Below are 14,992 nucleotides of genomic sequence, written 5' to 3' on the forward strand. Positions count from 1 at the left end.
GGTCATGAACATGCAGGTAAGAGCCATCGGCACACTGAAAACGGTAGAAATCCGACCAGTTGGATCCGCCCCTGTCAATAGCTTCATGAATTTTTTTATCACCCTTTCCTGATCTTCCGGATGAATTCTTGAATACCAGGAATCAGGGCCTCCTTCCAGTTCGTCCTCCCTGTAACCGAAAACCAGATTTATCCCTTCATTCCACCAAACTGTATTTTCCTCAAGATTCCAGTCCCAGATTACATCATGGGTTGCTTTTACAACCAACTCAAATCTTTCACTTGTCAATACTATATTTTCGGGGTTATTGAGCTTACCAGTCATTGCAAATATTCCTGCTTTATACATTCTTTTGAGTTATTTCCAGCATTTCAACAAACGCCTGATTACTACAATTTCAGCAGTATGATACGCATTATGATCTGCTATCAGTACCGCTTCCTTAAACAGGTTTTGACCCTCTCCCCATTCGAAAGGACTAAAAAGATTTAGTTCGCCATTGTTCAGAAGCTCAAAAAAAGCAGCTCTGTCAGTGTTGAGTTCCTTTAAAGATGCTTCCCATTCTTCATCCGTTACTTCTTCTTTGTTAGATGTCCAGTAATCATCCGGCCAGCTTTTGGCTTTATAATCAGCTGACAAAGAAAATTCAACAATATCCTTTTGTGTAAATCTCATGTGATCAACAAGTTGCCAGATACTATAAGGCAACCCGCCGGGTATTTCCGTTCTTGCTTTTGGAGGAAGGTCAGCCAGTGCTTCTTCGAGCGATACATGAGCATGGCTCTTCGTAATCAGCCTTTTTAATTCTGTAACAATAGAAGTTCTGCTGTTTTGCTCCATTTTTTTTGTGTTAAAATTCAGGATTCTAATGTAAAATAAAACAATTAATATGATGTTAAAAACTGGTTAAATATCAAACGAAATGCAGATACGGAAATCCTTCATTTTGAATTAGCTGGACATGGATTTATTTTTTATTTTAGGGTTTTTACTAATCTTTCCTGAATGATCCCTAAAAAACTATGAATCCCAACCGTAGAAATTTCCTCAAAAATGTTACTGCAGGATCAGCATTGCTGGTAACAGACAGCATTGCCAAGCCATTCAATATCATACGTGACTTAAAGAAAATAAGTCCGAATGATAAGATTAGATTTGCCACCTTTGGTATGGGTATTCAGGGAAATCAGGATACGGAAACGGCGATCAGAAGTTCACCTGATTTTGAATTTGTTGCAGCCGCTGATCTGTATGATGGCCGTTTGACACATGTCAGGGAAAAGTATGGAAAGGATATTTTTACGACAAGGGATTATCGTGAAATTCTGGAACGTAAGGATATTGATGCAGTACTTGTTGTAACCCCGGATCATTGGCATGACCATATTACGAAGGCTTCACTGAAAGCAGGAAAACATGTGTATTGCGAAAAACCCATGGTTCACCATATTGATGAAGGGCTTTCCGTAATTGAGGCCTGGAAAAAATCCGGAAAAACGATGCAGATCGGTAGTCAGCGTATCAGTTCTGCTTCTTTTAAAGAAGCTAAAAAATACCTGCAGGCTGGAGAGATCGGTGAAATTAATTACATAGAATCCAATAACGACCGATTCAGCTCACTGGGAGCCTGGAATTACTCAATCCCGACAGACGCATCCGTTTCTACACTCGACTGGGATACTTTTCTGGGTGATGCACCTAAGGTTCCTTTTGACTCCAGGCGCTTTTTTCGCTGGAGAAATTACCGCGATTACGGTACAGGTGTAGCGGGTGACCTTTTTGTACATTTAATAACCGGCGCTCATTTTGTGACAAATGCAATCGGGCCGGAACGTATCTTTTCTTCCGGCGAATTAAGTTACTGGAATGATGGACGGGATGTTCCTGATGTTCTGGTCTCAATCCTGGATTATCCCAAAACGGATGTGCATGCCAATTTCCAGATGGTCCTGCGTGTAAACTTTGCAAATGCAGGTGCAATAAATAATAACACCAGGATTATAGGAACAGAAGGACAGATAGAATTTTCACAAAACGATCTTGTACTGACTAAGAAAAAATTGCCAAAAGCCCCCGAATATGGTGGTTATGACAGCTACGATACATTTTCAAAAAGTGAACAGGTTGAATTCAAAAAACAATACGAAGCGCAATATGCAGAAGCGACCCGTCGGGCTGATCCGGTAAAAGAGATAAAATTTGTGGCACCAAACGAGGATGACGAACATGCCAGCCACTTCCGGGACTTTTTTGAAAATGTTAAAAAGGGAAGTTTAGGCACTATTGAAGATCCCGTTTTCGGATTCCGTGCAGCAGCTCCTGCCTTAGCCTGTAACGCCAGTTATTTTGAAAAGAAAATTATAAAATGGGACCCGGTTGAAATGAAGGTGAAGAAATAGAAAACCATTGGCACCGGATTTGTAATGCTCAGATTATGAAAATTCTTCTCACCGGTGCCACCGGTTATATTGCCCAGCGTCTGCTCCCGGTTTTATTGGAAAACGGGCATGATGTATATTGTTGCGTCCGAGACCAGGCCAGGTTTAACAATCAGCAGTTTCCTTCGGTGCACGTAATTGAAGTTGACTTTCTGAAGAAAGAAACCGTCGGAAATATTCCTGAAGATATAGATGTTGCTTATTATCTGGTTCATTCCATGTCGGCAAGTGGCCAGGATTTTGAAAAACTTGAAGAAACATCAGCGATAAATTTTAAAGAAAGAATTGAACAGACTAATGCCAGACAGGTAATATATCTGAGCGGTATTATCAATGAAGATAAACTATCCAAACACTTACTTTCCCGTAAAAATGTTGAGGAGATTTTAGGTTCTGGCAACTATGCGCTTACGACATTAAGGGCTGGAATTATTGTTGGTTCAGGCAGTGCTTCCTTTGAGATAATCAGGGATCTTGTCGAAAAATTACCAGTTATGATTGCGCCAAAATGGTTGCATACAATTTGCCAGCCTGTTGCTATCCGTAATGTTGTTGAGTTTTTGTACGGCGTATTATTATTGCCATATGCTTACGGTAAAAGTTTTGATATCGGCGGCCCTGATGTGCTGAGTTATAAGCAGATGTTACTGAGATTTGCAAGTGTGCGTGGACTAAAAAGAAGCATTCTGGTTGTTCCGGTTATGACGCCCAGACTGTCTTCCTACTGGCTATATTTTGTGACTTCGACTTCCTATTCGCTCGCAAAAAATCTTGTAAATAGTATGAAGGTCGAGGTGATCTGCAAGGAAAATGATCTGGCGGAAAGGCTAAATATCAAACTGATTGGTTACGAAAAAGCAATTTCCCTGGCTTTTGACAAAATAGAGCAAAATGAAGTATTATCAAGCTGGAAAGATGCCCAGTCGAGTAACGCCTTGTATAAAGGCATCCGTAATTATATTGAGGTACCGGTTAACGGCTGTTATGTAGATAAGCGTGAAATGAAGGTAAATGATACTGAAAAAGTATTAAACCGGATCTGGGCAATTGGCGGAAAAACAGGCTGGTATTACGGAAACTGGATGTGGCAGCTAAGAGGATTTATGGACAAACTTAACGGTGGTGTAGGGTTGAGAAGGGGACGGAAACATCCGAACCAGATATTTGCGGGAGACCCGTTGGATTTTTGGCGTGTGCTGCTGGCGAGTAAAGAGGAAAAACGGCTGTTACTGTATGCTGAAATGAAGCTTCCCGGCGAAGCCTGGCTGGAATTCAAAATTGATGAAGATAATATTTTAAGACAAACAGCTACGTTTCGCCCGCTGGGAATTTTAGGCAGGCTTTACTGGTATTCAGTCCTTCCTTTTCATGGATTTATTTTCAATGGGATGATCAGGAATATTACAGGGAAAATAGAATAATTTAGAATTGCAAAAGGGCATTTGAAAATTTTGGTTTTCAAATGCCCCTTTCTAATTGTCGTCACAAAAACAATATGATCGTTAAGGTCAATCTTTGGTGCTGCGCACGGCTGTTATCGGAAACTCTCCATAATTGGTAAGTACAGTTCCATTTAGTTTTTCTCCTTCCAAAGTCAACTTATAATCTATCAATCCGCCCTCAAATTCCATTTTAAACGACACTTTTCCCGCATCAACTTTCAGCTCCTTCATTTCTCTTGAGCTGCCTGTTTCACCAACATAACCAGTTATTTTTTCTTCTTTCTGCTCGAAAGTCATAACACCACTTTCATACTCAGGCGGGACATTCGAAATGGTATAACTCCATTTACCTACTAATTCATCAGCGTTTATTGCCCGGTGAGCTGCCACGAAAAACATGGATACTACGATAACTGCTACAAAATAAAATTTCCCTTTCATACTCCGATAAAATTTTTAGTTGGTAAAAATAAGCGTCTGAATACATCTTTCGTAAATATAGATAAAAGCAGGTAAGTCACAAATTTTGAAATTGTATTTAGATTTTGTGAAAAAAAATGTCGAATCAGTGGTTTCACCATTTACTCAACATGATTATTCTTCTGGCATTATTTTAACATTGCTATTATTAACTTAAACATTGCTGTTATTAACTTAAACTCATACTGGTTATCAACCTGCATTTATCCGGAAATCATTCATGGCAAACGAGGCATTATTTAAATTGAAAGAAGACGAAACTTCTGAAATCAGGATTTGTAAAGACGAAGTAGAAGAAATCATTCCTGATGCGGATTTCAGGTTTAGTCTCGTCATCCTGAAAAATGGAGGCAAACACTTTGTTTTTGGAACAGAAAAGGAAATCCTGGAACAATTGGATGGCGGTATTTTATGAATTCAGGTTTTTCGTGGAGAAACAAAATTGGCATAGGAATTCCTGGTTTGCCATGTACATAATTTATGCTTTATACATTTTGGGTATAATCCACATAAAACAATCTTGTATAAGCAAAATTTATTTTTAACCGCCACAACCCGTCAAATATGAAGGCTGTAAATTTTGCTTTTTTACTACTGTTTTTGGTTACCTGTTCCTATGCACAATCGGGAAAAGTGCTTGATAACCTGACTGTGCCAAGTAAGCTTTTAAAGTCCGACAGGAAATTTGCCATATACCTTCCAGCAGATTACGAAACATCAGACAGAAGTTACCCGGTTTTGTACCTTCTACATGGCGGGGGAGATAATCATACCGGCTGGGTGCAATTTGGAGAAGTCCTGAACATCACAGACAAAGCCATCAAAGAGGGAAAAGCAACACCCATGATCATTGTGATGCCGGATGCTGATACGGGTAGGAGAGGATATTTCAACGATGTAAAAGGAGACTGGCCATATGAAGACTTCTTCTTTACAGAACTAATGCCTTTTGTTGAAAAGAAATACCGTATTAAAGGAGAAAAACGTTTCCGGGCGGTGGCCGGTTTGTCGATGGGTGGGGGTGGAAGTTTCATGTATGCGCTGCACCATCCCGAATTGTTTTCTTCAGCCTGTCCGCTTAGTGCCTCAACTGGGCCGTTAACAGTGGAAGAGGCCAAAAAAATCTTATTAAAAACAATCCGGATATTCAGGATGCTGCTGTTACAACCTATTTCAACAGGCACAGTGCGCTGGAATTGATAAACAACATACCGGATGATCAGAAAAAAGCGGTTCGCTGGTATATAGACTGCGGCGATGATGATTTTCTTTATGAAGGAAACAGTCTGGTTCACATTGCTTTACGTAAAAAAGAAATTCCACATGAATTTCGTATCCGCGAAGGCGCGCACAACTGGACATACTGGCGCGAATCACTTCCGACAGTTTTAGAGTTTGTTTCCCAGGCTTTTCACCAATATTGAAAAATAAATATACGTAATTGAATATCAGTCAAAAATGATCAACCGGTATAAATTTGTTACTTTAAGTTACTGTTTTAGTTAATTTTAGTTACAATCTTATTAATTGTATTATTTTTGTTAAAAATTGAATCATTTGAAAAGAATTATATCAGCCAGCCTTCTTGTGTTGTTGCTCTACAATATGTTTGGGCTGGCTGTTGGTATTTTCTTTTTTGAAAAAGATTTTCAGATTGCTACCGAAGTACAGTCTGATGACGAATATAAACTAATCAAATACCCGGTTGTAAACGTACCTTATAATACAACCTGGGAAAATACCGATGACGTATCAGGACTGCTCAAAACTGAGGGCAAGTTTTATAATATTACCCATCAGAAAATTGAGAATGATACTGTATATCTCACTTTAAAAACCAATATTTCGGCAAGAGATCGGTTTCTGGAACTGGCAGATCAGATCACTCGCGCAGAACAGGATGATCCGGGCCAGTCTGTTCCGCTGCGTAAGGCGATACATTCCCTGGTTGACCTTGCCAAAATATATTGGGTACATCACTATCAAAATTTATTTGGGATAGCCGATGAATTACTGAATGTTTTTACATCTTACCGCCATCTTCATTCGCATTTTATTTCTCCGTTTCCTTCTGAATTTTCTCTTCCGCCAGAAGCCTGATTTCCATTTTACTTTGTCAATTCTTTTTTTAGACGGATGTCAGTACTGATTGACCGGCTTCAGACATTGTATCATTTTAATAGCTTTCAGACCCAATCCTTACCGGGATGAGGGGTTGTATCATATTGATCTTTTCTACTTTACTCTTATGAAAAACATATATTTTTCCGGAATGCTGCTGATAGCATTCCTTATCAGTTCTGAAATTGTTTCAGCGCAGGGCTGTGTAGCTGTGCGCCAGATGGGTGGCATCAATCCTATGCTTGGATCGTCTTCTTATAATCTTCAGAAAGGCCAGTTTCAGGTAGGAACAAGTTATCGTTATTTTCACTCCTGGCGTCATTTTGTTGGAAAAGAAGAACAACCAGAACGGCAGACTACCGGAGGGGGCCATGGCCCTGACGGAAAAGACAGGGGAAATGCCGTAAATATATATTCCCACGCGCTCGATTTCAACGTGTCTTACGGACTTTCCAACCGTATTCAATTGAATGCAAGTATTCCTTTTGTCCATAATGAAAGATCCCAGGTTTTACGGTCGACTGTCATTGACACTACACGATACAGTGTTTTTGCAAAGGGTTTGGGTGACGTCCGTCTGGGAATTAATTACTGGATTATTGATCCTGACAGAGAGCATAGAGGTAACATTATGATTGGCGCAGGCGTGAAACTGGCTATAGGAAAACACGATGTAATGGACGATGCACTATAGGCTGATGGTTCCAAGCTTAGTGTTGTCATGGATCAGGCTATACAACCGGGTGACGGTGGACTAGGGGTTTCACTTGAAATTCAGGGATTCAGACAAATTGCGAAAAATGTGTATGGTTTTGCTAATGCATATTATTTATTTAATCCCAAAGAATCGAATGGTTCGTTCAAATCAGCACCAGCGGCTGGTTTGGAGGGATACAATATTTATGCGTGTCCTGATCAGTATTTTGCCAGAGCTGGTGTAATGGCTGCTATCGGAAAAGCACAGAAACTAACTTTGTCACTCGCAGCAAGACTGGAAGGAATTCCTGCCTACGATGTTTTTGGAGGAAATCGTGCCTATCGCCGTCCTGGCTATGTGGTTGCCGTTGAACCGGGTGTAACTTATCGCACCGGACAGCATACGTTCAGTATTTTTGTTCCTTATAATTTTATCAAAAACCGTATTCAGAGCGCGGCAGATATTGCCAGCCAGAATTTACAGAATTCTGTAATTACGGACGAAGCTAAAAAGGTACACGTACAGGGAGATGCTGCTTTTGCGGATTATTCTATCAGTATTGGTTATGCTTTTCGTTTTGGTGGAAAAAACAAACTGGGTGCAATTCACTAAAATTCGGTCTTAATGGATATTTAAAAATCCCTGAGGAATGATTTTCATTTTTTCAGGGATTTTTTTATTGCACATTTAAACACCTCACGATCTTGGTATTGCCGGCATTCATTCAATATGTAAATTGAACCGAATTATATATTTACGAAAAAGCTTCATTTTAAATCATGAACAAACAAACTCTTCCCGGCATTAAGCAATTTGACATTACAGGAAAATCGGCCATTATAACAGGCGGTTCAAAAGGCCTGGGATTTGCCATGGCTGCCGGGCTTGCGTCGGCGGGTGCTGACCTGATGCTGGTAAACCGAAATGAAGAAGAGGGGAAAAATGCCGCCGGGGAATTGAGCAGGGAATACGGATGCCGCGTCATTTCATTTACGGCCGATATCACAGAAGTGAAAGAAACAGAGGCTATGGCAGCAGCAGCTGTTGCACTTTTTGGTAAAATTGATATTCTGGTCAATAGTGCCGGAATTAACATCCGTGGCCCGATTGATGAAATTGCACCGGAAGATTTCAGGAAAGTAATGGAAGTCAATGTAAATGGTACCTGGCTTAGTTCGCGTGCAGTTGTACCATTTATGAAAGAAAAATGAACGGTCGGATTATCAATATAGCCAGCACATTGGGTTTGGTCGGATTGGCAAACCGTACGCCTTATACAGCCAGCAAGGGAGCCGTTGTACAAATGACAAGGGCATTAGCGCTGGAACTGGCACCGTTCAATATAATGGTGAATGCAATTTGTCCCGGTCCGTTTCTGACGGATATGAATATTCCGATTGCTGATAGTGAAGAGGCTAAAAGTATTATTTTGGGTGCAACTGCATTGGGCCGCTGGGCACAACTGAAAGAAATTCAGGGTGCGGCAATTTTTCTGGCCAGTGAAGCTGCCAGTTATATGGTAGGTTCAATACTGACTGTCGACGGAGGATGGACAGCAAGATAAATTATGTAATATCCTGGTTATGAAATTGTAAATAAACCGGAAGGAAAACCACAAATTTTGATGCAATGTAACTTTGACACTCGCAGGTGTAGATTAATTTCTTCATAAGATGATACAAAGAATGCTGCGGGAGGCCTATTTGTTTTGGTACGGGATTTAATGGGATTAGTCAGCCGAACGAATTTAAGTTTGGTATAAACCAATATCTTTTTAAATCAACTACTATGAAAACTGCCAAAACCAAAGCAACTAAGCAAATTACTGAAACTGATAGCGAGAAACTGAAAGAACTGTTTGTAGATGGTCTGAAAGACATTTACTGGGCGGAAAAACACCTTGCAAAAGCATTGCCAAAAATGGCAAAAAATGCTACATCTGATGAATTAAAATCTGCTTTTGAACTACATACAACCCAAACCGAAGAGCATGCGACAAGGCTGGAAGAGATATTCGGGATGATTGGTGAAAAAGCACAAGCCAAAAAATGCGCTGCCATGGAAGGCCTTTTGGAAGAAGCTACTGAAATTATAGAGGATACAGAAAAAGGAACAATGGTTCGTGATTGCGGTTTGATTATGGCTGCTCAAAAAGTGGAGCATTATGAAATTGCAACGTACGGAACGTTAAGAAACATCGCAAGAACACTTGGACATGGCGATGTTGCAGATCTTTTGCAGCAAACATTGGATCAGGAAGGAGAAACGGATCATATTTTGACCGGCCTGGCTGAAACCTACGTGAACGAAGAAGCAAACGCAGAATAAATTACTGACCGTATAGTTTCAAAAGTGCTGATAATCTGACGATTATTGGCACTTTTGCGCATAAAACCATTTTGTCGTACTCCTAAAACTTTTACCATTATGTAATTGTCAATAATGGTTAACGACTTTGAACATCTAACTTACTCAACTCTGGTTTTATGAATAAACCAATTATTTGTCTGTTAATTGATGATGATCCGGATGATCATCAAATATTCTATATGGCACTGAAACAGGCATTTCCGGAAGCTATCTGCTCTTGTACATTGAACTGCATTCAGGCAACAGATCAGCTCAGGAATAAAAGCATACCCACTCCTGAATATATTTTTATGGATTGGAATTTACCATATCTCGAAGCAAAGGAATGTATACAATGCTTACAGGATGTTGACGAATTAAAAAATGCGCACATTTTTATATTATCCGGGTTCGTCCCGTTTATTAATGTAAAAGATCTGGATAAACTAGGCTTGAAAAAAGTCCTGAAAAAACAAAATACGATCAGCCTGCTTTCAAAGGAACTCAGCGAAGTATTGCCATAATCTGCGACAAGCCCTGAAATTATGTTCAAATTACTCTCTGCGTTATTTTACCTGAATAAACTGCTCTTTTACGTTCCAGCCATCAAGTGATACCATTGGCAATTCGCCGGATGCGGTGTAATCCAAAATCACAGTTTTCTTTTCACCCGGTAAAACAGATACATAATTATCATCATAGAAAACAGGCAGGATCCGCTTTTTCGTTTGGGGATCCACAAGCGACAATCTGTTGAAAAAGGCGACCGGATTTTTAGCTGGATTCATGAGTGTAACTTCAATTTTTCCTTTCCCCAAAACGCTCGCCTGAACGTCAATTTCCGCTTTTGACATTTGATTTAATCCGCTGTAATTTCCCTCAGAATCTGCCAGCCAATAGAGGTTGTCGCTGATGATTTCTTTATTCAGGTTCAGCAGTCGCAGTGAAAGAAAAGTGCCTTCTTTTTGAGCTAATTTCCTGATCTCATTATTGATAGGAAATATGGTACGCGTAGTGGATGGCCCCATCTCTACAAATGCCTGTCCAAGATTTGTCGCTTTCCCATTCATATCAATCGCATTGACAACCATCATCATATCATACTGATGTTTGAAAGTATTGTTTGTCACCATCACGGTACTGTCGGCATGGTTGTACATAATATGCAAGGGCGCGCTGCCGTTGTGCAGGCCATACAGACAGGCATTCGGGTCAAGGTAATAATCATACATTTGCCCGCGCAAAGCCGTCCATGGATTTTGCGTTTTCCAGATAATTACACCGGTATACCAATCCCACATGTGCGCGCTGAAACCTTCCATCATGGAGCGGTACTGATCATAATTAACAAGCTGTGCTTTTTTGCCGAAATCCTGTAAATCTTTGGGTTTTCCGTAAGCATCCACATGATCCAGATAGCCAATGTATTTGTGGTAATTCCAGACTGAATCCACCTTTTCTTTACCACTTTTTACAGAATAAACCGGGGCAATAAGGTTTTCTTTGGGAATAAATCTCTCCAGGGATTCCAGATCGCCAACACCAACCGAACCAATTTCTGAGTTAAAAGGCCAGGTTTTGTAGTTGAAAAAGCGTTTCAACGGCTGAATACCATATGGGCCGTCCCCATTGCCTCCGATTGAATTAAAAGACATATCGTCGGAATTGGAATAATCCACGAACCAGCGTGTGCCATCAAGTTTGGTAAGGATGGAATCACGAAGGGGGAGCATAATATCCTGCGGTAAGGTAATTTCATTTCCTCCGCACCAGATTGCCAGAGAAGGATAATTACGGATCATTTTGATCTGGTCTGCTGCCGATTCCAGAAACAGGTTATGGTCATCCGGATAGTTGCGCCGTGTCCATTGATCATCCAGTTTCATAGGATCAAGCCAGCGGCCGTTGCAATCGCCCGAGCCCCAGAAATCCTGCATTACCAGAATGCCATATTTGTCGCAGGCGTCATAAAATTCAGGGCGCTCAGTTAAAGCGCCACCCCAGATGCGCAACAAATTGAGGTTCATATCGCGGTGGAAACGTATTTCTGCATCATAACGGACGTCGGAGAAACGCAGCATCGCATCGGAAATGATCCAGTTCCCGCCTTTGATAAAAACCCGCTGGCCATTAACGGAAATTTGCTTGCTTTTGGTAACAGTATTCCAGTCGGCCTGGATTTCGCGGATCCCGACGTTTATATTTTCTTCATCAGAGACTACGCCGTTTGCAATAAACTGCATTTTTAACGGATAAAGCTGTTGTGAACCGTAACCGTGCGGCCACCACAATTTTGGATTTTCAAGCTGAAGATCGGGCAAACTGATTTCCGTAGTTTTATGGGCGGGAATGGTTACTGCTTTCGAAATTTTGCGGCCATCCAGCACATATTGTAAAATTCCTTTTAAGGGTAAGTCAGTAGGATTTTCAAGTTCTGCTGAAACTTGTATTGTTGCTGGTTTCTGTGGTCCGTCAGGTTTTCGCTGACCGGGAACCAAGGTAACAATGTGTGGATTTTTAATGTTTATTTTCCCCGTTTTTTCAATCAGGACTTTATCCCAAATTCCAGTATTACGGTCGCGCACAGGCTGGATCCAATCCCAGCCGGCTACGTACTGATGAGCCACATTTTTTGCAATGGCACCATCGCCGCCCTGTCCGCCATTAGGATTTCCGACCGCATCAGGCGGAAAAACTATTACTGCCAGACGGTTCCGGCCATTTTTTTGCAGCGCAGCAGTGATATTAAAAGACTGGCGCAGGAACATACCGCTATGCCTTTTACTGTTTAATTTTTTTCCATTCAGATATACATCAAAACTGTAATTTACTCCGCGGAAATGCAGCCATGCCTGTTCGCCGGGCTTTACATTTTCTGTAAAATCCTTTACAAACCAATAAGTATAATAATCGCGTCCGGTATTAAATATGTCTGGTATCTTCTCATTATTCATCCCGTAAAAGGGATCGGGTATTTGTTTGTTTTCCAGCATTGTAGTGAGGACAGTGCCCGGAACTACTGCCGGAATCCAGTCTGCTAATGAATATGCCGGATTAGAAATGGCTGAACCATCCGCTTTTATTTTTAAAACCGGACTGCATTTCCAACCTGAGTTCAATTCATATTTGCTTTGGGAAAAAACATTAAAACATATCAGGTTCAGTAAAAGGAGTAAACAAGTGAATATCCGGTTCATCGAAATTTTAGAATTTGGAAGTATTAACGCAACAAATATATTACTACAAAAAACGGGAAACTAGGTATAAACGTTGGTTTGGTAAAATATTGAAGAAGATTCCTGATATTATTAAATTATTTTAAAATCACATCCAATTAAGATGTTCTCAAACTATACTGAAATAGATACAACCACAGAAATTCAGACCCGTTATAGTATCCCATTAAATTTTTCTGGTATGATTATTTATAATTAAAGTCATATTACTTTAAAATAATTTACAACAAATATAGAAATCATGAAACGTATAAAATTGAGTATCATCGCATTGACACTTATAGGTTCAACGGTTGCATTTGCACAAACGACAACATCACCAGGTACTGGCAGTGGAGCAACTACCACACAGCCATCGTCAATTCCGGGGTCAACGCAGCCAACATCCATCCCGGGTAGTACAACACAACCGTCGACCACACCGGGCACCACACAACCATCAACAGTACCTGGAAGCAGCACAACATATCCGTCGTCAACAACGCCGGGCGCTATAACAACTCAGCCATCATCGGTACCGGGAAGTTCTGTTAATCCATCGTCGACAACACCTGGTGCTACCACACCGGGAAGTACGACTCAGCCATCAACAGTTCCAAACAGTACAACAACACCATCAACAACACCGGGAGGAACAATCTCTAATCCTTCAACAGTACCGGGAAGCACTACTTCACCGACTACAAATCCAAGTGATGTAAGAACAAATCCGGGAAGTTCGACCAAACCAATGACAACACCCGGAGGAACTCCGAAATCATCATCGACACCGGGAAGTACGACTACAACGCCGTAATTTCCAGAGTTTGATTTATAAGTAATAACTAAAAACCTGATTACCAAGTCCTAAGGATGGAAGTAGTCAGGTTTTTTACGCTATAAATGTTTTTAATCTGAAATCAATCAGTTAATTGCTGACAGCCAAGCGCTCGGGAAATCCTCAATGCTCATCTTCATCCTCTGAATTTTTTAGTTTTGATAATAGTGTATAAGCACCTTTGATCACGATTTTAGCTTTGGAGCCATCAAATTGATCCGAAAATTTCACCTGCGAAAAACCATTTTCTGAAACACCGAGAATTACTTCTTTCATCTCAAAAAACAGATTTGCAGGGTCTTTATTAACATCACTGATATTTTGTAAAAAAATGTAAGGTTTACCTTCAAAGTCGACGATGGCTTCATCTGGCAAAGCAGTTACCGGATTAGCACCGGTTTCTATAATTGCTTTTACAAAATTCTGTGGTAACAATCCAGGATCATCTTTGGTCAAATGGCAATGCACCCGTACAGTCCTATCTTCATTTATTTTTTGATTGATCAGATAAACTTCCGCCAGATTTTCCTTGCCGGGATTATTGGTAACTGTAAAGCGTATAAGTTGCCCCAGTTTAATTTTGGGAATATCCTGTTCAAAAACAGAAAGTTCTACGTGTAAATGGTGCGTGTCAACAATTTCAAACATTACGTCAGTCGGATTTACATATTTGCCAATATTTACATTTACGGTCGTAACTGACCCATTGATAGGGGAAGTGATGGTAGTATGGTTGACAATCGTACCATTTGCCAGTGTATTCAAATTAATGCCTGCTGTTTTAAGCCTTTCCTTTAATCCGGCTAAACGCGCTTTTTGAATCCTTACTTCTGAATTGGCCTGTTGCTGCACTTTTTTAGCGCTCACATTTTCCTGGCTTAGCTTGTTCTGGCGTTCATATTCGAGCTCGGCATATTCCAGTTTACTTTCAGTTTCCAAATAATCCTGCTGAATTTGTATAAAATCAGGGTTTTCGATGATAGCCAGAACCTGCCCTTTTTTTACTTTCATCCCTTGCAAAAGCTCTGTTTTTCTAATAAATCCACCCATCGGGGCTGAAATACTCACCAGGTTTTGAGGAGGAATGTCGATAATTCCATTGGCAACAACCACGTCACTGAGATTTCGGATACTGATTGGTCCGGTTTCAATTCCGGCAATTTTATACTGAGACTGCGTAATTTCGACGCTGTTACCAGACTCTTCGTGAGGAGCATGTTCTACGATTTCCTGTTTTTCTTCCGTTTTTTTATTGCACGAAAAAATGATAAAAATGATAAAAAAAGTGATGGCTATATTTTTCATTGAATATTTCGGTATTGAAAATCTTAATAGGAAATAAAATATTATTGAACAACAATTAGTGTCCATTCAGGGAGCTTATATCCGTTCCGGAAGGTTTCCTGAAATCC

Annotated in this window: 13 protein-coding genes and 3 pseudogenes; 11 read left to right on the plus strand and 5 right to left on the minus strand. The window is 40.4% G+C overall.

Annotation, left to right across the window (positions count from 1 at the left end; all coding sequences use genetic code 11):
- Positions 1-10 precede the first annotated feature (10 nt).
- Positions 11-348: pseudogene (locus tag KZC02_RS32140) on the minus strand (PAS domain-containing protein); the annotation flags it as partial.
- A gap of 9 nt (positions 349-357) precedes the next feature.
- The gene (locus KZC02_RS25330; RefSeq protein WP_221391218.1) at positions 358-840 is read right to left on the minus strand and encodes a DinB family protein; all 483 of its coding nucleotides are present in this window, start codon (positions 838-840) and stop codon (positions 358-360) included.
- A 182-nt stretch (positions 841-1,022) separates the two neighbouring features.
- Here KZC02_RS25330 and KZC02_RS25335 point away from each other — a divergent pair, with 182 nt between their 5' ends.
- Complete coding sequence (locus KZC02_RS25335) at positions 1,023-2,399, plus strand: Gfo/Idh/MocA family protein (protein ID WP_221391219.1); 1,377 nt, start codon at positions 1,023-1,025, stop codon at positions 2,397-2,399.
- Between the two features lie 35 nt (positions 2,400-2,434).
- Positions 2,435-3,859, plus strand: coding sequence for an SDR family oxidoreductase (locus KZC02_RS25340; RefSeq protein ID WP_221391220.1), 1,425 nt, complete (start codon positions 2,435-2,437; stop codon positions 3,857-3,859).
- A gap of 87 nt (positions 3,860-3,946) precedes the next feature.
- Here the strand turns inward: KZC02_RS25340 and KZC02_RS25345 are convergent, their stop codons facing one another.
- Positions 3,947-4,321, minus strand: a complete 375-nt coding sequence (locus KZC02_RS25345; RefSeq protein ID WP_221391221.1) for a hypothetical protein — start codon at positions 4,319-4,321, stop codon at positions 3,947-3,949.
- A gap of 259 nt (positions 4,322-4,580) precedes the next feature.
- On the opposite strand from KZC02_RS25345, the gene KZC02_RS25350 reads away from it, so the two are divergent.
- From KZC02_RS25350 to KZC02_RS25385, 8 genes and pseudogenes are all read left to right on the plus strand, one after another.
- Complete coding sequence (locus KZC02_RS25350) at positions 4,581-4,775, plus strand: hypothetical protein (protein ID WP_221391222.1); 195 nt, start codon at positions 4,581-4,583, stop codon at positions 4,773-4,775.
- 149 nt (positions 4,776-4,924) lie between these two features.
- Positions 4,925-5,784: pseudogene (locus KZC02_RS25355) on the plus strand (alpha/beta hydrolase).
- A 133-nt stretch (positions 5,785-5,917) separates the two neighbouring features.
- A complete protein-coding gene (locus KZC02_RS25360; protein WP_221391223.1) occupies positions 5,918-6,460 on the plus strand; it encodes a hypothetical protein in 543 nt (180 codons plus the stop codon).
- 148 nt (positions 6,461-6,608) lie between these two features.
- Positions 6,609-7,175, plus strand: a complete 567-nt coding sequence (locus tag KZC02_RS25365; RefSeq protein ID WP_221391224.1) for a hypothetical protein — start codon at positions 6,609-6,611, stop codon at positions 7,173-7,175.
- A gap of 27 nt (positions 7,176-7,202) precedes the next feature.
- Positions 7,203-7,790, plus strand: coding sequence for a hypothetical protein (locus KZC02_RS25370; protein WP_221391225.1), 588 nt, complete (start codon positions 7,203-7,205; stop codon positions 7,788-7,790).
- 167 nt (positions 7,791-7,957) lie between these two features.
- Positions 7,958-8,742 (plus strand): annotated as a pseudogene (locus tag KZC02_RS25375) (SDR family NAD(P)-dependent oxidoreductase).
- A 224-nt stretch (positions 8,743-8,966) separates the two neighbouring features.
- A complete protein-coding gene (locus KZC02_RS25380) occupies positions 8,967-9,506 on the plus strand; it encodes a ferritin-like domain-containing protein (RefSeq protein WP_221391226.1) in 540 nt (179 codons plus the stop codon).
- Between the two features lie 158 nt (positions 9,507-9,664).
- Complete coding sequence (locus tag KZC02_RS25385; RefSeq protein ID WP_221391227.1) at positions 9,665-10,051, plus strand: hypothetical protein; 387 nt, start codon at positions 9,665-9,667, stop codon at positions 10,049-10,051.
- 42 nt (positions 10,052-10,093) lie between these two features.
- Here KZC02_RS25385 and KZC02_RS25390 read toward each other — a convergent pair whose 3' ends face one another.
- Positions 10,094-12,646 (minus strand): glycosyl hydrolase 2 galactose-binding domain-containing protein, encoded by a 2,553-nt coding sequence (locus KZC02_RS25390; RefSeq protein ID WP_229253792.1) that lies wholly within the window; start codon positions 12,644-12,646, stop codon positions 10,094-10,096.
- A gap of 358 nt (positions 12,647-13,004) precedes the next feature.
- Here KZC02_RS25390 and KZC02_RS25395 point away from each other — a divergent pair, with 358 nt between their 5' ends.
- On the plus strand, positions 13,005-13,559 hold the full coding sequence (locus KZC02_RS25395) for a hypothetical protein (protein ID WP_221391229.1): 555 nt from the start codon (positions 13,005-13,007) through the stop codon (positions 13,557-13,559).
- Positions 13,560-13,703: 144 nt separating this feature from the next.
- On the opposite strand, the gene KZC02_RS25400 is transcribed toward KZC02_RS25395, so the two are convergent.
- Positions 13,704-14,885 (minus strand): efflux RND transporter periplasmic adaptor subunit, encoded by a 1,182-nt coding sequence (locus KZC02_RS25400; RefSeq protein WP_221391230.1) that lies wholly within the window; start codon positions 14,883-14,885, stop codon positions 13,704-13,706.
- Positions 14,886-14,992: the final 107 nt, after the last annotated feature.

The sequence above is a fragment of the Dyadobacter sp. NIV53 genome (genome assembly GCF_019711195.1).
Lineage (GTDB): Bacteria > Bacteroidota > Bacteroidia > Cytophagales > Spirosomataceae > Dyadobacter.